This window comes from Rugamonas sp. GW822-FHT03B10 (assembly GCF_058801745.1).
In genome coordinates, this window is the sequence record NZ_JBXANP010000036.1 from 1 (window position 1) to 20086 (window position 20086).

General features: G+C 70.4%; 16 protein-coding genes. 2 read left to right on the forward strand and 14 right to left on the reverse strand.

The features are described from left to right. Positions 1-218: 218 nt before the first annotated feature. Together AC1RQG_RS27165 and AC1RQG_RS27170 are read left to right on the forward strand one after the other, a co-directional pair. Positions 219-1409 carry an acyl-CoA dehydrogenase family protein gene (locus AC1RQG_RS27165; protein WP_493136400.1) on the forward strand — a complete coding sequence of 397 codons (1191 nt, stop codon included), beginning with the start codon at positions 219-221 and terminating at the stop codon, positions 1407-1409. A gap of 10 nt (positions 1410-1419) precedes the next feature. After that, positions 1420-2559, forward strand: a complete 1140-nt coding sequence (locus tag AC1RQG_RS27170; RefSeq protein WP_493136402.1) for an acyl-CoA dehydrogenase family protein — start codon at positions 1420-1422, stop codon at positions 2557-2559. A 90-nt stretch (positions 2560-2649) separates the two neighbouring features. On the opposite strand, the gene AC1RQG_RS27175 is transcribed toward AC1RQG_RS27170, so the two are convergent. From AC1RQG_RS27175 to AC1RQG_RS27240, 14 genes are all read right to left on the reverse strand, one after another. Beyond that, positions 2650-3597, reverse strand: a complete 948-nt coding sequence (locus AC1RQG_RS27175; protein ID WP_493136405.1) for a diguanylate cyclase domain-containing protein — start codon at positions 3595-3597, stop codon at positions 2650-2652. Continuing rightward, entirely contained in the window at positions 3594-8174 is a 4581-nt protein-coding gene (locus tag AC1RQG_RS27180; protein WP_493136408.1) for a PAS domain-containing protein, read from the reverse strand. Before AC1RQG_RS27180 ends, AC1RQG_RS27175 begins: the two co-directional genes overlap by 4 nt. A gap of 193 nt (positions 8175-8367) precedes the next feature. Then, positions 8368-9438 (reverse strand): phosphotransferase, encoded by a 1071-nt coding sequence (locus tag AC1RQG_RS27185; RefSeq protein WP_493136410.1) that lies wholly within the window; start codon positions 9436-9438, stop codon positions 8368-8370. Between the two features lie 81 nt (positions 9439-9519). After that, positions 9520-10092 carry a prepilin-type N-terminal cleavage/methylation domain-containing protein gene (locus tag AC1RQG_RS27190; RefSeq protein ID WP_493136412.1) on the reverse strand — a complete coding sequence of 191 codons (573 nt, stop codon included), beginning with the start codon at positions 10090-10092 and terminating at the stop codon, positions 9520-9522. A gap of 95 nt (positions 10093-10187) precedes the next feature. Beyond that, positions 10188-10892: a hypothetical protein gene (locus tag AC1RQG_RS27195; protein ID WP_493136414.1), complete on the reverse strand. Its 705-nt coding sequence runs from the start codon at positions 10890-10892 to the stop codon at positions 10188-10190. Next, positions 10892-11653, reverse strand: coding sequence for an ABC transporter permease (locus AC1RQG_RS27200; protein WP_493136417.1), 762 nt, complete (start codon positions 11651-11653; stop codon positions 10892-10894). The genes AC1RQG_RS27195 and AC1RQG_RS27200 overlap by 1 nt, the downstream gene beginning before the upstream one ends. Further along, positions 11650-12351: a prepilin-type N-terminal cleavage/methylation domain-containing protein gene (locus AC1RQG_RS27205; RefSeq protein ID WP_493136419.1), complete on the reverse strand. Its 702-nt coding sequence runs from the start codon at positions 12349-12351 to the stop codon at positions 11650-11652. Before AC1RQG_RS27205 ends, AC1RQG_RS27200 begins: the two co-directional genes overlap by 4 nt. Before the next feature lie 4 nt (positions 12352-12355). Beyond that, complete coding sequence (locus AC1RQG_RS27210) at positions 12356-13087, reverse strand: hypothetical protein (RefSeq protein WP_493136422.1); 732 nt, start codon at positions 13085-13087, stop codon at positions 12356-12358. Beyond that, positions 13056-13502, reverse strand: coding sequence for a hypothetical protein (locus AC1RQG_RS27215; protein ID WP_493136424.1), 447 nt, complete (start codon positions 13500-13502; stop codon positions 13056-13058). The genes AC1RQG_RS27210 and AC1RQG_RS27215 overlap by 32 nt, the downstream gene beginning before the upstream one ends. Further along, complete coding sequence (locus AC1RQG_RS27220; protein WP_493136427.1) at positions 13499-14194, reverse strand: hypothetical protein; 696 nt, start codon at positions 14192-14194, stop codon at positions 13499-13501. Before AC1RQG_RS27220 ends, AC1RQG_RS27215 begins: the two co-directional genes overlap by 4 nt. Continuing rightward, complete coding sequence (locus tag AC1RQG_RS27225) at positions 14194-15759, reverse strand: hypothetical protein (protein ID WP_493136429.1); 1566 nt, start codon at positions 15757-15759, stop codon at positions 14194-14196. Before AC1RQG_RS27225 ends, AC1RQG_RS27220 begins: the two co-directional genes overlap by 1 nt. Before the next feature lie 7 nt (positions 15760-15766). After that, on the reverse strand, positions 15767-16969 hold the full coding sequence (locus AC1RQG_RS27230; RefSeq protein WP_493136432.1) for a type II secretion system F family protein: 1203 nt from the start codon (positions 16967-16969) through the stop codon (positions 15767-15769). After that, on the reverse strand, positions 16969-18702 hold the full coding sequence (locus AC1RQG_RS27235; RefSeq protein WP_493136434.1) for a GspE/PulE family protein: 1734 nt from the start codon (positions 18700-18702) through the stop codon (positions 16969-16971). The genes AC1RQG_RS27230 and AC1RQG_RS27235 overlap by 1 nt, the downstream gene beginning before the upstream one ends. 61 nt (positions 18703-18763) lie before the next feature. Beyond that, positions 18764-19957 (reverse strand): tetratricopeptide repeat protein, encoded by a 1194-nt coding sequence (locus AC1RQG_RS27240; RefSeq protein WP_493136436.1) that lies wholly within the window; start codon positions 19955-19957, stop codon positions 18764-18766. Positions 19958-20086 lie beyond the last annotated feature (129 nt).

Consider the following 20086-nt stretch of genomic DNA (forward strand, 5'->3'; position numbering starts at 1 on the left):
GGCGACCGCATTGCCAGCCCGGAAGTCATGCTCAGTTCGGCGGTCGGCTACTTCCCACACTTAGCGAGGACATAGCCTTTTTTTTTGCGCCGCCGCCTCGGCGGCCCTTGTCGCATGCGCATGTCGATGGGCGAAAAAATGCCGCGAACGCGGCGGTCTTCTGCGGTACAATCATTTGGAACGGTCGTGCTTTTTTATCGCCCATCTTAGGAGACAGCATGGATTTGAACTATACGGCCGGGGATCTGGCGTTCCGCGACACGGTACGCGCCTTCCTCGCAGCGAACCTGCCCAGCGATCTGCAGCAGAAGGTGCGCCAGCACCTGCGCCTGCAAAAGGATGATTACGTGCGCTGGCACCGCATCGTCGCCAAGCAGGGCTGGGCCGCGCCCGCGTGGCCGGTGGAGTACGGCGGCACGGGCTGGAACGCGACCCAGCGCCACATCTGGGAAGAGGAGTGCGCGCGCGCCGGCACCCCGCCCATCCTGCCGTTCGGCATCAACATGGTGGCGCCGGTCATCATGGCCTTCGGCAACGCGGAGCAGAAGGCGTATTACCTGCCGCGCATCTTGTCGTGCGAGGACTGGTGGTGCCAGGGCTACTCGGAACCGGGTTCCGGCTCCGACCTGGCGTCATTGAAGACGACGGCCGAGCGCGTGGGTGACCATTACATCGTCAACGGCCAGAAGACCTGGACCACGCTGGGCCAGCACGCCGACATGATCTTCTGCCTGGTGCGCACCGACCCCAACGTGCGCAAGCAGGAGGGCATCTCCTTCCTGCTGATCGACATGAAGACGCCCGGCATCACGGTGCGCCCCATCATCATGCTGGATGAGGACCACGAAGTGAACGAGGTGTTCTTCGACAACGTCAAGGTGCCGGTGGCCAACCTGATCGGCAAGGAGAACAAGGGCTGGACCTACGCCAAATACCTGCTCGGCCATGAGCGCACCGGCATCGCTGCCGTGGGCCGCTCCAAGCGCGAGCTGCTGTTCCTGAAGAAGCTCGCCACCGAACACCTCAAGCACGGCAAGCCACTGCTGCACGATCCGCTGTTCGCGGCCAAGGTGGCCAGCCTGGAGATCGAGCTGATGGCGCTGGAGACGACGGTGCTGCGCGTGATCTCGCAGGAGGCGCACGCGCCGGGACCGGAGGCGTCCATGCTCAAGGTGCGCGGCTCGGAGATCCAGCAACTGCTGACGGAACTGATGGTCGAGGCGCTGGGCCCCGACGCGCTGCCGTTCGACACGGCCTACCTGGAGGGTAAGACCGAGCACAGCCTGACGGGCGACGACGCGGCCGCGCCGCTGGCCGGCTACTACTTCAATTTCCGCAAGACGTCGATCTACGGCGGCTCGAACGAGATTCAGAAAAACATCATCACCCAGATGATCCTGGGACTGTGAGGGGATGGCGATGGATTTTACTTTCAAAGAAGAACAGCAGCAGTTCGCCGATGCGCTGCGCCGTTGGGTCGACAAGGATTACGGCTTCGACGTGCGCCACCGGATCATCCATTCGCCGGCCGGCGTGTCCGACGCGGCCTGGGCCACGCTGACGGAACTGGGCATGCTGGCGCTGCCGGTGCCGGAGGCGCAGGGCGGCTTCGACGGCAGCGCCGTCGATCTGCTGCTGGTGATGCAGGAACTGGGACGCGGCCTGGTGGTGGAGCCGTATTTCGCCACCGTGCTGGGCGCGCACTTCCTCAAGCTGGCCGGCGGCCACGAAGCGCTGCTGGAACAGGTGGCCGGCGGCGCGCTGAAACTGGCGTGCGCGCTCGGTGAACAGGGCGCACGCCACGACTTGCACGACATCGCCACCACGGCCCGCGCGGCCGGCGACGGCTATGTCATCGACGGCAGCAAGACGGTGGTGATCCACGGCGGCCAGGCCGGCGCCTTCATCGTCTCGGCCCGCAGCGCCGGCGCGCAGCGCGACACGGACGGCATCTCGCTGTTCGTGGTGGCGGCCGACGCGCCCGGCGTCGGCGTGCGCGACTACCGCACCATCGACGGCCAGCGCGCCGCCACCGTCACCCTGCGCGACGTGGCCGTCCCGGCGTCGGCCCTGCTGGGCCGGGCCGGCGCCGGCTGGGACATCCTCGACGCGGCGGCCGACTACGGCGCCACGCTGTTGTGCGCGGAAGCGGTGGGCGCGATGGACGCCATCTTCGCCGCCACGCTCGACTATCTGAAGACGCGCTCGCAGTTCGGCGCCCCGATCGGCAAGTTCCAGGCCCTGCAGCACCGCATGGCCGACATGTTCATCCACGTCGAGCAGGCCCGTTCCATGGCCATGCTGGCGGCGGCCAAGGTCGGCTCCGACGACGTCGAGGAGCGGCGCCGCACGGTGTCGGCCGCCAAGGTCCGCATCGGCCAGGCCGCCAGGTTCGTCGGCCAGCAGGCCGTGCAACTGCATGGCGGCATGGGGGTGACGGATGAACTGCCGGCCGCCCACCACTTCAAGCGCCTGACCATGATCGATCTGACGCTGGGCGACGCCGACCACCACCTGGAGCGCTTCATCGCCCAGCCCGGTTTCCGGCAGCACGCCTGAGGGGGCCGCGATGGACGCCCTGCAGTGGTCGCTGGTCTGCACGGTGGACGGCATGGGCATGTACGGGCGCCGGCCCGCGGCGGCTTGGGATCAGACGATACCGAGGGCCGGCCGCTCGCCGTTGCCGGCCACGCAGTAGCGGTTGCGGCCGTGCTGCTTGGCGCGGTATAGCTGTTCGTCGGCGCTGCGGATCAACAGGTCGGTACCGGCCGACTCGCCCGGCTGTATCGCCGCCACCCCCATGCTGACCGACACCACCGAACTGGTGGGCGAGGCGTTGTGGGGCAGGGCCAGCGCGTCCACCTCGTCGAGGATGCGGCGCGCCACGGCCGTGGCGCCGGCCAGCCCCTCCTGCGGCAGCAGCAGGATGAATTCCTCGCCGCCGTAGCGCGCCAGCAAATCCTGCGGGCGCGCCGCGCAGCGTTTCATGGCCGCCGCCACCTTTTGCAGGCACAGGTCGCCGGCCTGGTGGCCGTATTCGTCGTTGTAGCGCTTGAAGTGGTCGATGTCGATCATGATGGCCGCCAGCGGCATGCCGCTGCGCGCGCAACGCCGCCATTCCAGTTCCAGCGTGTCGTTGAAGTGGCGCCGGTTGGCCACGCCGGTCAGGGCGTCGGTCAGGGTCAGTTCGCGCATGGCGTCGGCCTGGCGCTTGACGGTGAGCTGGGTGCGCACGCGCGCCCGCACCACGGCCACGTTGAACGGCTTGCTGATGAAGTCCACGGCGCCCGCCTCCAGCGCGCGCGTCTCGTCCTCCGGCCGGCTCAGGGCCGTCACGAACATGATGGGGATGTCCTGCACCTCGGGCGTGGCGCGCAGCGCGGCGCACACGGCGTAACCGTCCATGCCCGGCATCACGGCGTCGAGCAGGATCAGGTCCGGCAGCTGCTGGCGCGCGATCTCGATCGCCGTCGGGCCGTCGAGGGCGAACAGCACGTCCTGCTCGTCGCGCAGCGCCTGGTACAGCACCTGCACGTTCTCCATGGCGTCGTCGACGATCAGGATGCGGCCGTTGACGGCGAGGTCGGTCCAGCTCATGCGATATCCTTTTGTTGCAGCAACTGATGGACCAGTTGGCCTGCGGCGCGGAACTGCAGGGTTTCCACGGCCTCGGCCAGGGCCGCCGTGACCGCGCCGTCCACCGCCTCGAGGTGCGGGCGCAGCGACTGGAACAAGGCCAGGGCTTTCAAATTGTTATTTTGTAGTAAATCTTGCAGTTGCGCCAGTGTCGCCAACAGCGTCGTGGCGCTGGCGTCGCCGTACGCCGGCGTGGCGCCGCCCTCGGGTGAGGCCGGCAGCCGGCGCGCGCTGGCCGCCACCGTCGCCAGCGCCGCCTGCAACGCCGCCAGCAGGGCATCGAGTTGTTCGGGATGGCCATCCTGCAGCGCCGCCTCGACCTGGACCGTGCGCCGCGCCACCTCGCTGGCGCCCAGGTTGGCGGCCACCCCGCGCAGCCGGTGCAGGGCCTGGCCCGCCTGCTGGCGCTGGCCGGCCGCCAGCGACTGCCGCACTTCGGCCACCGAATCGCCCTGCGACTGCACGAAGCGGCGCAGCAGCTGGGCCAGCGCGCCGAAGTCGCCGCCCATGCGGGGCAGGGCTGCGGCCAGGTCGATGCCGGGCAGTTCGGCCGGCACGGCGCTGGCCGGGACGGCTCCGCCAACCCCGCCAGCGTTCGATGCGGCTGGCTGGCCGTGGTCCGCGCGGCGGATCGCCTGCGGCGCCAGGCGGATCAGGGTGCCCAGCAATTGTTCGATGTCGATCGGCTTGGCCACGTGGGCGTCCATGCCGGCCTCGGTGGCGCGCCGCAGATCCTCGTCCATCACGTTGGCCGTCATGGCGATGATGGGCAGGCGCAGGCCGAGGCGGCGCGCCGCCGCGCTGGCGTCGTAGCCGTTCATGACGGGCATCTGGATGTCCATCAGCACGGCGTCGTAGCGCTCGGGCGCCTGCTGCAGCAATTCCAGCGCCTGGCGGCCATTGCCGGCCAGCGTCACCTGCGCACCGGCGTGGGTGAGCAGGTACTGGGCCACTTCCTGGTTGATCGGGTTGTCCTCCACCAGCAGCAGGCGCATGCCGCTCAGCCGGTCCCGCAGGGCGTGCGAGGGCAGGGCCAGGGCCGGCGCGGCCGGCTGGCGCACGGTGCGCACGGCCGCCAGCAGCCGGGCCGGGGTGGCCGGCTTGGCCAGCACGCCGGCCGCGCCCAGCGCCGCGCATTCGTGGGCCAGGTCGGCGCTGTGGTGCTCGGGCACCAGCAACAGCGCGGGCGGCAGCGCCGCGCCGGCCGCGCGCGCGCGCGCCAGCAGACCGTCGTCGCCGGCGCCCAGCATGTCGTAGTCGAGCAGCAGCAGGTCGAACGGGGCGGCGGGGCGCGATCCGTCCGGCGCCGCAGGGGCGCTGCCATCGCCGCCGCCGGCGAGCAGGGCCAGCGCGGCGTCGCTGCCGTCGGCACAGCTGGCCGTCCAGCCGAAGGCCGCGCAGGCGCGCCGCAGCGCGTCGCGCACGCTGGCGTTGTCGTCGGCCACCAGCAGGCGCAGGCCGCGCACGGCGTCGCTGTCGGGCAGGCAGCCGGTGTCGTGCGCGTCGGCGCGCCTGAGCGAGCACACGGCGCGGAACGCGGCGCCCTTGCCGGGGGCGCTGTCCACGGTCAGCGTGCCGCCCTTGAGCTGGACGATGCGGCGGCAGATGGCCAGCCCCAGGCCGGCGCCGCCGTATTTGCGGCTGGTGCTGCTGTCGCCCTGCGAGAAGGCGTCGAAGATGTGCTGCTGCTGTTCGGCCGTGATGCCGATGCCGGTGTCGCGCACCACGATCTCCAGCGTGACGTCGGCCTCGGTGCCGGCCAGCAGCGCCACCGACAGCTTGACTTCGCCCTGCGGCGTGAACTTGATGGCGTTGCTGACCAGGTTGAGCAGCAACTGCTGCAGGCGCATGGCGTCGCCCAGCAGTTCGCGCGGCACGCGCGCGTCGATGTCGTACACCAGTTCCACGCCCTTGTCCCAGGCGCTGGCGGCCACCATCACGCTCACGCTGTTGAGCACATGCTCGAACTGGAAGCGCACCGATTCGAGCACCAGCTGGCCCGATTCGATGCGCGAGATGTCGAGCACGTCGTTCACCAGCGACAGCAGCGACTGGGTGGCCAGCTGGATCTTGTCGAGGTAGCTGCGCTCGCGCTGGGCCAGCGGGGCGTCCTGCAGCAGCCGCGCCAGCCCGATGATGGCGTTCATCGGGGTGCGGATCTCGTGGCTCATGTTGGCCACGAACTCGCTCTTGGCCCGGCTGGCCGCCTCGGCCTTGTCGCGCGCCTGCCGCAGTTCATCGTTCAGGCGCTGCAGGTGCAGTTCCGTCTCCTTCAGTTCCGTCACGTCCGATTCGAGCACGAAGAAGCCGCGCACCTGGTCGTGCTCGTCGTGGTCGGGGATGAAGTTGACCCAGGTGTAGCTGATGGCGCCCGACGGCCACGCCAGCCGGCTCTCGAAGCCCTGGGCCATGCCGGCCAGGGCGCCGGCCACGTACGGGGCGCACAGCGCGTAGCGGGCGTTGTCGAGCACCTCGGTCATGCGCGCGCCGATGATGTGGCCGGCGTCGCGGCTGTGCCATTCGAGGAAGTAGCGGTTGGCGAAGCGGCATTGCAGGTTGGCGTCCCAGTAGGCCACCATGCCGGGCAGGTTGTCGGTCACGGCGCGCAGGAACTGTTCGCTCTGGGCCAGCCGTTCGGCCGTCGAATGGAGCACGGCCTCGGCCCGGCGCCGCTCCGTGATGTCGAGCGCGATGCCGAGCAGGTGGGTGACGTGGCCGTGCTCGTCGCGCAGCGCCACCTTGCGCGTGGTCAGGAAGTGCGGCGGACCGCCGTCGGCCGTCAGCAGTTCCTGTTCCACCTCGCTGACCTGGCCCGAGGCCAGCACGCGCCGGTCGTCGGCGCCGAAGGCCTCGGCCTGGGCGGCCGGCATGATGTCGTAATCGGTCTTGCCCAGCACCTCGGCCCGTCGCCGGCCCAGCAGCGTTTCGCCGTAGCGGTTGAACATCTCGTAGCGCAGGTCGGCCGCCCGTTTGACGAAGATGGTGGCCGGCATGTGCTCGACCACCGACTGGAACAGCTGGCGCGACTGGCGCAGGGCCGCCTCCGCGCGCTTCAGTTCGCTGATGTCGAGCAGCACGCTGGTGATGCCGGCGATGGCGCCGTCGGCGTCGAACTGCGGGTAGTAGCTGACGATCCAGTGGCTGCTGCGGCCCGGCGCGGCCGCGCTCGCGCCGGTGCGTTCGATGCCCACCAGCGGCTTGCCGGTCTGCAGCACGGTGCCATAGTCGTGCAGCACGCTGCGCCGCACCTCGGGGTCGGTGATCATGGCGGCGATGGGCTGGCCCAGGTGGGCCGCCACGGGCCGGGCGTTGTAGGCGGCCTGGTAGTCGTTGATGCGCACCACGCGCAATTGCGGGTCCACGTAGCTGAGGCCCACGGGCGCCGTCGCGTACAGGCTTTCGAGCTGGGCCCGTTCCCGTTCCAGCTGGGCCGTGCGCTCGGCCACCAGCGCCGCCAGTTCCGTGCGGTGGCGCCGCAGATCGCTTTCCAACGAGCGCAGCGCCAGCCCCACGGCCTCGGCCTCGCGGAACGTCATGGGGGCGAGCGTGAACGGCGCGCCGCTGGCCAGCGCCTGGGCCGGCGCCAGCAGGGCCCGCACGGAACGGCTGATGCGCCCGCCCACCACCCACGCCAGCGAGAAGCCGGTCGCCAGCAACAGCAGCAGCGCCAGCGCCACCGTGCTCACCGTCTGCAGCAGGCGGTCGTTGGCCAGCGAGCGGGGGGCGGCCACGGCCACGGCCAGCCCGCTGGCCGGCGCCCGGTTCAGGCCCAGGTAGATCGGCGTGCCGTCGGCGGCCCGGGTGTCGAGCAAGGTCTCATGCGCCAGCCCCAGTGGCACGCGCAGCGCGGGCGGCGCGAGCTGGCCCACCACGTCGCCGCCGTTGCCGTAATGGGCCACCAGCACGCCGTCGCGGTTGTACAGGGACACGCTGTGGCGGCTGGTGACCTGCGCGTCGATCAGGGTGCGCGCCAGCCGGTCCGGCTTGAGCAGCACCGTCAGCGCATAGCGCGTCCTGCCGTTGTGGCGCACCGGCACGTCCACGGCCAGCACGGCCTGGTCGTGGTCGTACAGGACCGACACGGCCGGTTGCGGCGGCGCGTCCGCCGCCGGCGCGGCCAGCAGCGCGCGCAGGCGCGCCGCGTTGCGGCGCGCGCCGAAGGCGCTGGCCACCGACTCGCCGGCGGCCGGCAGCGGCGCGCCGCGGCTGTCGCTGAGCAGGAAGCGCGCGCCGGGGAATTGCGGCACCAGCAGGCGGGCGGCCTGTTCCCGAAAACCGGCCAGGTCGCCGCTTTGCAGGCTGGGCGAGGTGGCCAGGGCCTGGGCCGCGCTGGCGCTCTGGGCCAGGTCGCGGTCGATGGCGGCGGCCACCGCGCGCGCCACGTCCAGCGTGCCTTCGCGCAGCGCCGCGTGCTCGCGGTCGTACAGCTGGCTGACCAGGGCGCCGAAGCCGATCACCGTGGGCAGCGCGCAGGCCAGCACCAGCAGCGCGATCTGCGAGCGTATCGACGGCAGGGATGGACTCGGTTGTTCTGGCAATGCGGGGACCCCAAATGAGCCGGCGCCGGCCGCGCGGCCCCACGGCGGGCGGCGACGATCGCAGGCAGCATGATAGTAGCCCAGCCCGGCGTTTTGAGAAAGCGTCGCGTGCGACGGCGCGGGCCGTGCGCGCCGCCGTCGGCGTGCCCGGGCCAAGGGCGCTGCCGGCGCCGGCCCCGTCGGACGGGCCCGGTCAGACGCGCTTGCGCCCGCTCGCGTAATCCCATGCGAGCTCGGCCATGGGACGCGCCATCCGGCCCGATTCCAGCGCCTGGGCGCTGGCGGCCGTGCCGTCGACGTGGCGCTTCATGATGCCCTGCATGATGCTCGCCAGCCGGAACATATTGAACGCCAGGTAGAAATTGAAGTCGTCCGGGCGGATGGCCTTGCCGGTGCGCTCGGCGTAGCGGGCCAGGTACTGCTGTTGCGACGGGATGCCCAGCGCCGCCAGGTCGAGCCCGGCGATGCCGCGGAACTGGCCCGGCGCGATGTGCCAGCTCATGCAATGGTAGGAGAAATCGGCGAACGGGTGGCCCAGGGTCGACAGTTCCCAGTCCAGCACCGCCAGGATGCGCGGCTCGGTCGGATGGAACAGCAGGTTGTCGAGGCGGAAGTCGCCGTGCACGATGGTGGTGTCCTCGCCGGGCGGAATGTGGTGCGGCAGCCACGCGATCAGCGCATCCATCGCCGCGATGGGCTCGGTCCGCGAGGCCATGTATTGCTTGCTCCAGCGCTCGATCTGGCGCGCGAAGTAATTGCCGGGCTTGCCGTACTCGGCCAGGCCGATGGCGGCGTAGTCGATCGTGTGCAGTTGCGCGATCACGCGGTTCATCTCGTCGTAGATGGCGGCCCGTTCGGCCGGCGTCATGCCGGGCAGGGCCTGGTCCCACAGCACCCGCCCCTCCACGCATTCCATCAGGTAGAAGGCGCGCCCGATCACCTCCTCGTCGTTGCACAGCAGGTGTTGGCGCGGCGCCGGGAAGCCGGCCTGCTGCAACGCATCCATGACGCGGAATTCGCGCTCGATGGCGTGCGCCGACGGCAGCAGTCTGGCGGCCGGCGCCGGCTTGGTGCGCAGCACGTAATGCTGGCCGCCGATGCCGAGCTTGAAGGTCGGGTTGGACTGGCCGCCCTTGAATTGTTCGACCGTGAGGGTGCCGGCCGGGTAGCCGGCCACGTGCCGGCGCAGATAGGCGTCGAGCGCGGCCACGTCGAACTGGTGGCGCGCCGACACGGCCTTGGTGCCGATGAATTCTTCGAACATGCTGCCTCCCGGATAAACCGGGGTCAGGTCATGCCATCGGGCATCTTGTGTGATGGCATGACCTGACCCCGGTTGTCGTGGTCAGAAGAACAGCGCGGTGCGGGTGATGATGGTGCCGTTGTTGGTGTAGTTGCCGGTCGCGCGCACCGAGCCGGTGTTGAACTTGCCGTCGTCGAGCTTGCTGTCGATCTGCTCGGCGAACGAGTCGGGCAGGTTGTCGAAGCGGATGCCGTTGCCGCCGCGGCCGGCCACGATGTCGTTGTAGATGTAGACGGCGCCGCCCTGGGCGCTGGTCATGAAGTCGGTGCTGCCGTTGTACGATCCGGTGATGAAGCCGGCCAGCGCCAGGTGCTGCGGCGCCAGCTGGTATTCGGCGATCTGGCCGTCGCCGTTGCCGTTGCCGGTGGCGCCGGGCGCGTGGATGGTGCCCTGCACGTCGTCGCCGGGCAGGGCGCGGAACTTGTCCTGATAGGCGTTCACGGCGGCCGACAGCGAATTCGATTGCTGGATGATGTTCTTGACCTTGGCGCTGTCGATCAGCCCCTGGCCCTTGAGCACGCCGCCCAGCAGCAGGCCGATGATGACGAGGACGATGGCGATTTCAACCAGGGTGAAGCCACGTTGGGCCGGGCCGCGCGCAGGTGGACGTTGCATGAGAGATTCCTTTCGAGGCATTAGGCTATATTACATTTCCTGAGCGAATTGCGCATCATAAAGAATGCCGCGCCGCAGCGGAAGGGGCGCACGATTCACGGTCCCTTGGCCTGCAGTGCGTCGAGCCGGCGCGCCAGGAAGCGCAGCTCGTTGGGGTCGGTGATGCTGCCGTCGTGCAGCAGGCCGCCGATCAGGGCGCGCGCGGCGGCCAGTTCGTTCATGTCCTCGAGCACGAAGCCCTCCAGTTCGCGCGCCCACGGCGGCACCCGCGGGCCCGTCGCCCGCAGCCGGATGGCGCGCGCGTAGCGGCGCGCCAGCGGCAGGTCGTGCAGCCGGTGGCGGGCGATGATGGCGGCTTGCGCCAGCCACGGCCAGCGCCGGTCGGGGTCGGCGTCGAAGCGCTGGTAGACGAAGTCCAGCATCCGGCGCACGCGCGCCGGGTCGTCCACGGCCGTGTACACGGTGCTGGCGGCCAGCAGCGGGTACTGGCTGCGCGGGTCGAGGTCGAGCGCCCGGCCCAGCCATTGGGCCAGGCGCTCGTAGTCGAGGCTGCGCCACGGCAGGCTGACGCCGGGCTGGTCGTCCCAGCCCTGCACGTACAGCATCAGCACGCGCGACAGCGCGGCCCGCTCGCCCAGGCTGGCCAGTTGCAGCGTGGCCAGCGACGGCGGGGGCGGCAGCGGCCGCGCGGCCGGCGACGGCGGCCGGTGGCCGGCCTGCCACCACAATTGCGCGGCCAGCGCCAGCGCCAGCAGAACCGGCACGGCGCGGGGCAGGTGGCGCAGGGGGCGCTGGTCCATCAGAAATTCTTGCGGTACAGGTCGAACAGGGCGGCCGCCGTCAGCAGCGTGACGTAGATCGCGCTCTGGACGGCGATGGCGGCCAGCTCGGCGCCCGTGCCGCCGTGGTACAGCAGCCAGTCGGTCCGGGCGTAGGCGTCCAGGTTGGGCAGCAGCAGGGCCAGCGCGTCGATGGCCCGCGTCAGCAGGCCATTGTGCGGGCCGGGGCCGTGCGCCAGCAGCTGCAAGGCGGCGGCCGTGCGGGCCAGCAGGTAGAACGCGCACGCGGCGGCCAGGGCCGGCAGCACCTGGTTCAGGGTCAGCATGCACAGCACGCTGAAGGCGGCCACAATCCACAGTTCGGCCAGCAGCGACGCGCTCCACAGGACGGCCTGGCCGGCCGGCGCCACGGCCAGCGCCAGCGCGCCGAACAAGGCGGCCGGCAGCACGGCCAGCGCGGCGAAGCCGGTCAGCTTGCCCAGCAGCCAGGCGGCGCGCGGCAGGGGCAGCGCCAGCAGCAGCTCCTGGCCCTTGTCGTTGGCCTCGCGCACCATGCTGGTGACGACGAAGGTGGCCACCAGGAACGCGGCCGTCAGCCGCAGCACGGCCGCCAGCAGGGCCGTCTGCAACTGGCCGCTTTCGGTCAGGGCCACGTCGCGCAGCAGGCCGCTGGCGCCGATGGCGCCGCAGGCGGCCAGCAGCAGCAGCCACAGCAGCCGGTTGCGCAGCCCTTCACGCAGCGTGTGGCGGGCGATGACGAGGATGGGCGCGGCCACGTTCACGGCAGCCGCTGGGCCGCCACCAGGCGGTTGAACAGGATGTAGGGCGACACCCACGTGACCAGGTCGTCGTATTCGCCGCCCGGCGCGGCCGGGTTGTCGCTGGCGTCGCGGGCGATGAAGGCGTTGGCCGAGCTGGCGTTGACCTTCTCGTCGAGGTTGGTGGCCGAGGTGTCGGCCACCAGCGTGCCCTGGTCGGTGCTGGCGCCGAAGCCGTTCTTGCCGTGCGACACGATGACGGCCGGGATGTCGTTGGCCAGCGTGGCCGGCACCAGGTTGCCGCCGCCGTCGCGGGTGGCGATGCTGATGTCGCGCGCGGTCTGGAAGTTGAAATGCACGCCGCTGTCGCTGAAGCCGGGCGAGACGCTGTAGCGGTACAGCCGGTTCCAGCTGTCGAGCTTGCCCAAGCCCAGCGTGGCCCACGGCAGGTAGCCGACCCGCCGCTCGCCGCGGCAGCGGTTCTCGCTGCGGTCCTCGAGGCCGTTGCTGGCCGAGACGGCGGGGCAGGGCAGGTAGCCGTTGCGCAGCGCGAAGCCGATCAGCGCCTCGCGCGCGTCGTCGAGCGCCTTTTGCGTGTCGCCCACGCGGCGCTGTTCGAGCTGGGCGCTCAGCGGCGTGATCAGGCCGCCGATCATGAGGCCGACGATGACCAGCACGATGGCGATCTCGACCAGGGTAAAACCGTGTTGTGTGCGCTTCATGTCGTCACGGCAGCTTGCGCGCCGCTCCCATCTGTTGGTATAAAAAGTCCAGGGGCACGAACGCCACCAGGTCGTCGAACACGCCGCCGGGGACGCCGGCGTCCGTGGTGGCGGCGCGGCTGATGAAGTGGGCGCTGCCCTGGTCGTTGAGCTGTTCGTCCACGTTGCCGCTGGCCGTGTTGGGCTGGACGATGCCCAAGACCGTGCTGCCGAAATTCTCGCGTCCCTGCGACAGCACCACCAGCGGCACGCACTGGGCGCCCAGTTCGCAGCTGCCCTGGCCGGCCAGGTAGGCCAGCGCGCCGCTGCCGAAGCGGGTCTGCACGGTCTTGGTGGCGACGGTCGAGATGCGCAGCACCGGCGCCACCGTGTAGGCCGGCGTGACGCTGTAGCGCAGCCGCTTGCCCCAGGCGTCGGCGCCCTCCACGCCGAGCGCCACCCACGGCAGAAAGCCGGTGCAATCGGCCTCCGAGGCGCACGGCGCGGGCCGCTCGCGCCCGTCCGTGGCCGAGATGGCCGGACGCGGCAGGCGGCCCTGGGCCGTGGCGTAGCCGACCAGCGCGTCGGTGGCGGCCGCCAGCCGGTCCAGCGTCTGGCGGGTGTGGCGGGCCTCGCGGTCGCCGCCGCTGAAGGCCGTGATCAGCAGGCTGGCCGCGCCCACGCCCATCAGCGCCAACAGCAGCAGCAGGGCCGCGCCGCGCTGCTCAGCGCCCGGTCGCTTCTTGTACCGTGCCATCGGCGGGATCGAAACGTTGGCCCGGCTTGAGCACCACGGTGCGCCCCGACGACAGCCGCAACTTGACGGACTGGTCCGCGCGCAGCTGGGCGTCGCTGTCGGCGTGCGGCACCTGGTTGATCCAGACGGTGGACTTGCCGCTGCTGCGCCGGACCACGCCGTTCAACTGCACGGGTTCGGCCGGCCCGGCCGGTTGGCCGGGCTGGGGCGGCAGACTGGCGCCGCGCTGCATGTCGAGGGACAGCCGCTCCTCGGTCGAGGTGAACAGCCGGCCCAGTCCCAGGGTCTGGGCCGGCGCCGGGGCGGCCAGCGCGGCCAGCAAGGCCGCCAGGCCCAGCGCCAGCGGCGACGGGACGGAGGGACGCCGGCCGCCGCGCGCCGGGGGCGGGCCCGTGCGCCTGGACGGGCCGCTCATGGCTTCCTCCGGGCGACCGCGCTGCCCGCGCCGCCCGCGCCGGGTGTCGTCGGGGTCAGCGTGAGCCAGTTCAGCGTGCAGTCGGCCGACAGCAAGGGCGCGCCGGCCTGGCTGAGGTTGCCGCTCAGCCGCTTGATGGTGCAGTCCTGCAGCGCGAAATAGCTGCTGGCGCGCAAGTCCTCCAGGAAATTGAACAAGTCCAGTTCGTGCAACAGGTCCATGTGCAGGCTCATGCGGCTGTCGTGGAGCTGGTAGTCGCCGCTGGCCACGCCCGGCTCCAGCGCGACCGGCTGCTGGGGCGCGATCTCGTAGCTGATCGGCATCAGCCGGCGCTCCTCCTGGATGCGGCGGATGGCGTCCAGCCAGCCCAGGCGGTTCTCGTCGCCGACCAGGCCGCGGTCGCGCATGACGATGAATTTGGGCTGGAAGCTGCGGATCTCGCGCTTCTCGTTGTCGGCGTCGGCGTAGCGCGCATAGGCCGCGTCGCGCACCTGCTGCACGTGGGTGCGGGTGGCGCTGGCGTCGCGCAGCTGGCCATTGCTGTAGAGCACCGTCGCCACGCCCACGGCCACGGCGCAGGTGAGCGCGGCGACACCCCAGCGGATCAGCGCGAACTCGCGCACCCAGTAGGGCACGGCGATGGCGATGGCCGGCTTGTTCTTCTTGCCGGGGACGGCGGCGGCTGCGTTCATCAGGGATTCCATAGCAGGTTCAGGGCGAATTTCGGTGTTTCCGTGGCCGCGCCGCCGGCCACCATGCCGGCCTTGCCGCTCAGCTTGACGTTGGGCCGGGTGTCGAGCGGCTGCGATTCGATCTCCACCGTCATGTGGGGCATGGCCGCCAGGCGCTGGGCGAACTGGCGCATGGCGTCCAGCGCGGCCCGGTAATCGTCCTGCGGGCCGCCGATCTCGGCCTCCACGTGCAGCGCCTGGGGCGGCGCCGTGGGCAGGCCCAGCAGGCGGGACGGCACCGGCGCGGTGGCGCCGCTGTCGGCCGGCGACTGCATGCCGGCCGGCGCCGGCGCGGCGCCGGGCAGGTTGACGCGCCAGTCGAGCCGGTTCAGTCTGATCAACGGCGCCTGCTCCAGCGCCTCGGAGAGCATGCGCACCATGGGCAGCGGCATCGGGCCCTGCTCGGCCAGCATGCGCTCGATGGCCACGGCCGCCTTCATGTTGGCCGTCCTGGCCACGGCCGGCGGCATGTCCGACATCACGCTCTGGTACTGGCTGTCGTAGCGGGCCGTCTCGGCGCGCATGCGCACGGCGGCGTTGTCGGCCTCGCTGGCGCGCCACAGGCTGACGGCGGCCCACATCAGGGTGCAGCTCAGGATGGCGGCGCTGGCGCCGTACATGGCCACCCGCGCCCACCACAGCTGGTAGTAGCGGCGCGCCTCGCCCAGCGTGTAGTGGCTGCGCGGCAGTTCGGTGCCCAGCAGCTTGAGCAGCACGGTGTCGGCCAGGCGCGGCGTGTCGGCCAGGCCCACCTTGGCGGCCGCCGTCTCCATCGGGATGAAATGGTAGGCCGTCTCGGGCCCGTTGCGGCACAGGGCCGACAGCCGCTCGATCTGGTCGGCCGGGGTCACGATGGCCGTGTGCAGCACGTCGCCGCGTTCGATCAGGTGCACGCTGGTCAGGAACTGCAGCGTCTTGCCGGTCTCGGCGGCCACGTTGACGGGCACGCCGTCGCGGTCGATGGCCAGCGTCAGGCGCGAGAACTTGAGCTGGCCGTCGCGGAAGTAGGTCTGGCGCAGGCCGCCCGACTGCTCCGTCACCAGCAGCAGGTGGGCGTGGCGCAGGCCCAGCTTGCGGCGCAGCAGGTCGCTGATCAGGGTGGTCGTGTACAGGCCGGCCAGCGGCGCCTTCAAGGCCTCGAGCGCGGCGATCCACGGCTGCACGATGGACGGGTTGGTCAGGCCGCTGAGCAGGGCGATGTCGTCGCGCCGGCCCTCGGGCTCGCGGCCCTGGATGCTCACGTGGCGGTACGGCGTCTCGCGGTATTGCTGCAGCAGCCGGCGCTGCAGCATCTGGCGCCCGGCCTTGCCGTTCACGTGCGGCAGCGTGAGGCGGTGGTAGTCCTCCTCGATCAGGTCGGTGAGCAGCCAGCACGGGCCGACGGGCACGGTGTCGATGTAGTCCATGAAGGCGTCGATGCCGTCCTCGTCCGGCGCGAAGCAGGGGCCGGCCGTCAGCGTGCCCAGGCGCCAGTGGTAGACGCACAGTTGTTCGCTGGTGAGGTAGAGTAGATGGTTGCGCAGCACGGCGGCCTCAGGTCTTGATCTTGCTGATCGTGTCGTAAATCGGGCCCAGCACCGACAGCATGATCCAGCCCAGCAGCAGGCCCAGCACCACGGTGATGGCCGGTTCTATCATCGCCTGCACCTTCTCGATCATTTCCTTCACTTCACGGTTGTAGAAATAGGCCACGTTGCGCAGCGCGCCGTCGAGCGCGCCGGTGGCCTCGCCCACCTTGAGCATGCGGATCACCAGCGGCGGGAAGATGCCGGTGTTCTGGAACGCGGCCGTCACGCCCTGGCCCTCGGAGATCAGGCGCGCCGCCTGGCGCAGGCCGGCCGCCACCACGCGGTTGCCGACGATGCCCTCGGACAGGCGGATGCATTCGAGGATGGTGATGCCGGAAGCATACATCAGCGCGAAGAAGGTGGCAAAGCGGGCCAGGATCACCTTGTGCAGCACCGGGCCCACCATCCAGATCCGCAGTTGCAGCGCGTCGAAGCGGTAGCGCGCCGCCTCGCTGCGGGCCAGCCAGGCCTTGGCGCCGAACCACAGCACCACGGGCAGCGCCAGCAGCACATACCAGTAGTGGATGAAGATGTTGGACACGAAGATCAGCGCGAGCGTGTGCAGCGGCAGGGTGTTGCCCATGTTCTTGATGAAGGCCGTCAATTGGGGCACCAGGTAGATCATCAGGAAGAACGTCACGCCGGTCACCACCACCCCCACCACGGCCGGGTACATGATCATCTTCTTGGTCTGGGCCGCCAGCTCGTCCTGCCATTTGAGGCTTTCCGACAGGTTCTTGAACACCTCGGCCAGCTTGCCGCTGTGTTCGCCGGCCGAGATCAGGCTGGTGAAGGTGATGTCGAACACGTCCGGATAGACGGCCAGCGCCGTCGACAGCTGCAGGCCGCCCTCGATGCTCTCGATCAGGTCGGTGATCACTTCGCGGAAGCGCGGGTGGTCCATGCTCTCGCGCAGGTCGTCGAGCCCTTCGAGGATGGGCACGCCGGCCGCCGTCAGCTGCTCCATGTGGAAGCAGAAGTTGATCAGGTCCTTGCGCGTGATCACGCGCTTGATGGCCACCACCTTCTGGCGCGTGACCTTGCAGTCGACCAGGTCCAGGCCCATGCGGCTCAGGCGCAATTCCAGGTCCGGCTCGTTGGCGGCGTCCATATTGCCCGGCAACAGCTGGCCGCCGGCGTCCATGGCGCGGTAGATGTATTGGGGCATCAGCTCAGCCTGTCGGTCAGGTCCACCACGCGCGCCACCTCCTCCAGCGTGGTCACGCCCTCGAGCACGCGGCGCACGCCGTCGTCCACCAGCGAGTGGAAGCCGCCGGCCGTGGCCGCCGTCTTCAGTTCGCGCGAGGAGGCGCGGCGCGCGATCAGCTCGTCGAGCTCGCCCGTCATCTTGAGCAGTTCCATGATGGCGATGCGGCCCTTGTAGCCCTGGTGCGCGCAGCGCTCGCAGCCGACGGCGCGGTAGATGGTCTGCGGCGCAAGCGGCTCCTGCTCGCCGTCGCGGGCCGGCGGCGTGGGCAGGCCCAGCAGGCGGCGTTCGAGCGGATCGGCCTCGAACGGTTCGCGGCAGTGCGTGCACAGCTTGCGCACCAGGCGCTGCGCCACGATGCCGATGATGTTGCCGGCCATGATGTCGGGCAGGATGCCGATGTCGAGCAGGCGGGTGACGGAACCGATGGCCGAATTGGTGTGCAGCGTGGAATAGACCTGGTGGCCGGTCATGGCGGCCGCGAACGCCATCTCGGCCGTCTCCTGGTCGCGGATCTCGCCCACCAGGATGATGTCGGGGTCCTGCCGCATCATCGAGCGGATGCCGTCCGCGAAGCCCATCTTGGCCGACTCGTTGACCGACGTCTGGCGGATCATGTTCATCGGGTATTCGACCGGGTCCTCCAGCGTCATGATGTTGACGCTCTCCGTGTTGATGTGGTTGAGGATGGAATACAGGGTCGTGGTCTTGCCCGAGCCGGTCGGCCCCGTCACCAGGATCACGCCGTCGGGGCGGGCGATCATCAGCTTGAGCAGATTGAGCTCGTTCTCGCCCAGGCCCAGGCCGTCGAGCGGCACGATGCCTTTTTGCCGGTCCAGCACGCGCAGCACCACGTTCTCGCCGTGGGTGGTGGGCTGGGCCGAGGCGCGGAAGTCGATCTGGCGGCCCGAGAACTTGATCGAGATGCGGCCGTCCTGCGGCGCGCGGGTCTCGGCGATGTTCATGTTCGAGATCACCTTCAGGCGCACGGCCATGGCCGGCCAGTACGATTTGTGCAGGCTGCGGATCTGGCGCAGGATGCCGTCGATGCGGTAGCGGATGCGCAGGAACGATTGCTCGGGCTCGAAGTGGATGTCGGAGGCGCCGTTCTGCACCGCGTCGGCCAAGAGCGCGTCGATCAGGCGCACCATGGGCTGGCTGTACTCGTCCGAGGTGCTGCCGGCGATGCTGGCGTAGTTGACCTCGCCCGTCTCGATCTCGTGCAGGATGCCGTCGATCGACAGCTCGAAGCCGTAGTACTGGTCGATGGCGCGCTGGATGTCCGATTCGCCGGCCAAGAGCGGCGTGATGGTGATGCCCTTGACCAGCATGGCGCTGATCTGGTCCAGCGCCACGATGTTGCTGGTGTCGGACATGGCCAGGATCAGGTTGTCGCTGTGGCGCTCGTAGACGATGGGGAACACCCGGTAGCGCTTGGCCACGTCCTTGGGGATCAGCTTGAGGGCGATGGCGTCCACCACCAGGCTGTTGAGGTCGGCGCTTTGCTGGTTCAGGTTCTTCGACAGCGCCTCGCGCACCGTGGCCTCGGTGACGAAGCCGAGCGTGATGAGCAGCTTGCCCAGCGGCTCCTGGCTGCGCTTTTGCTCGATCAGCGCGATGCGCAGCTGGTCCTCGCTGATCACGCCTTTCTGGATCAGCAGCTTGCCGAGCGGGATTTTAGGTTGTTCTGCCATGGTGTTCCGTCAATGGCGGCGCGCCGGGCGCCGCTTGCCTTGTTGCTCGCATATCAATGGCTTATGGCTGGCCGGGGCGGGCCGGCTGGTTCAGCAGGCTCAACTGGTGCAGGCGCAGGCGCAACGCCGCGCGGTCGAAGCTGGCCGGCGTGTCCTGGGCCAGCGCCAGCGCCTTCTGGTAATAGGTCAGCGCCAGCTTGGCCTGGTTCAGCCGGTCCAGGCCGATGGCCAGGTTGTAGGCGTAGTCGGCGTTGCCGGGGGCGGCCGACCAGGCCCGGAAGTAGGCTTGCTGGGCCTCGGACCAGCGGCCCTGGCGCGCGTACAGGTTGCCCAGCGCGAACTGGACCGGGGCCGCGTCGGGCGTGCGGGTGAGCACGGTCTTCAGGCGCAGCTCGGCCTGGGCCGGGTCGCCCTGGCGCAGGCCCATCAGGCCGGCCAGCGCGTCGCCGTCGTTCGGGTCCAGCTCCAGCAGGCGGCCGTAGATGGCCGCCGCCTGCTGGTCCTGGCGCTGGCGCAGGGCGACGGCGGCCGTGCCCAGCAGCGCGTCGCGGTTGTTGGGGTCGCTGCGCAGGGCCTGCGCGTATTGCTGCTGGGCGAGCGCCAGGTCGCCGCTGTTGAAGGCCTGGTAGCCCGCCTGCAGGGCCGGATCGGCCTGCGGCGGCAGGCTGCTGCGCGCCACCTTGATGTCGCCGCTGTCGGGCGCGGCCAGCGGGGCCGGCATGTCCGGACCCGGCGCCGGGCGGCCGTCCGCCGCCTGCGGCAGGTTCTGCCCTTGCTGGCCGTAGCGTCCCTGCTGGGCCGACATGTCCTGTTGCTGCTGTTGCCGCGCGACGCGTTCGTAATCTTCCGGGCCGCCCAACGAGGACGGCGGGGGGATGGGCAGGTCGACGCGCGGTGCGGCCGTGCCGGCGGCCGGGTAGGCAGCGGTGCCGGGGGCAGGGTAGACGGGGACGCCGGGGGCGCTGGCGGGGACCGGGGCGTTCGCCGGAACGGCGGCGGTGGCCACGGGGGCGCCGGCGGCGCCGACGCCGGCGGCCGAGGCGCTGGCCGCGCCGGGTTGGGCGGCGTCGGTGGGCGCCACCACCAGCTGGGCCGGCGCGGAACTGGTGGCGCCGGGCGGCGGCATGGGCACCATGGGCAGCCGGGCGCCGGGGCCGGGCGCCGTGGTGGCCTGCCAGTAGATGTAGCCGAACACGGCGGCGATCAGCACGGCGATGCCGCTCAGCACGGCCAGCCGGACCTTGGCCGGATCCATCCCCGCCGCATCCCTGGACATGGCCGTGGCGGCGGCCGCGCGCGCGCGCGCGGCGCCGCGCGGCGCGTCGGGCTTGGCCGAGGCGCGGGCGCGCTCGTCGCTCTGTCTCTTCTACCCACCTCCGAACCC

Bases quoted from the DNA above. Each gene is read 5' to 3' on its own strand.
- AC1RQG_RS27165 (WP_493136400.1), top strand. From the start codon at position 219: ATGGATTTGAACTATACGGCCGGGGATCTGGCGTTCCGCGACACGGTA.
- AC1RQG_RS27170 (WP_493136402.1), top strand. From the start codon at position 1,420: ATGGATTTTACTTTCAAAGAAGAACAGCAGCAGTTCGCCGATGCGCTG.
- AC1RQG_RS27175 (WP_493136405.1), bottom strand. From the start codon at position 3,597: ATGAGCTGGACCGACCTCGCCGTCAACGGCCGCATCCTGATCGTCGAC.
- AC1RQG_RS27185 (WP_493136410.1), bottom strand. From the start codon at position 9,438: ATGTTCGAAGAATTCATCGGCACCAAGGCCGTGTCGGCGCGCCACCAG.
- AC1RQG_RS27190 (WP_493136412.1), bottom strand. From the start codon at position 10,092: ATGCAACGTCCACCTGCGCGCGGCCCGGCCCAACGTGGCTTCACCCTG.
- AC1RQG_RS27195 (WP_493136414.1), bottom strand. From the start codon at position 10,892: ATGGACCAGCGCCCCCTGCGCCACCTGCCCCGCGCCGTGCCGGTTCTG.
- AC1RQG_RS27205 (WP_493136419.1), bottom strand. From the start codon at position 12,351: ATGAAGCGCACACAACACGGTTTTACCCTGGTCGAGATCGCCATCGTG.
- AC1RQG_RS27210 (WP_493136422.1), bottom strand. From the start codon at position 13,087: ATGGCACGGTACAAGAAGCGACCGGGCGCTGAGCAGCGCGGCGCGGCC.
- AC1RQG_RS27215 (WP_493136424.1), bottom strand. From the start codon at position 13,502: ATGAGCGGCCCGTCCAGGCGCACGGGCCCGCCCCCGGCGCGCGGCGGC.
- AC1RQG_RS27220 (WP_493136427.1), bottom strand. From the start codon at position 14,194: ATGAACGCAGCCGCCGCCGTCCCCGGCAAGAAGAACAAGCCGGCCATC.
- AC1RQG_RS27230 (WP_493136432.1), bottom strand. From the start codon at position 16,969: ATGCCCCAATACATCTACCGCGCCATGGACGCCGGCGGCCAGCTGTTG.
- AC1RQG_RS27235 (WP_493136434.1), bottom strand. From the start codon at position 18,702: ATGGCAGAACAACCTAAAATCCCGCTCGGCAAGCTGCTGATCCAGAAA.
- AC1RQG_RS27240 (WP_493136436.1), bottom strand. From the start codon at position 19,957: ATGGATCCGGCCAAGGTCCGGCTGGCCGTGCTGAGCGGCATCGCCGTG.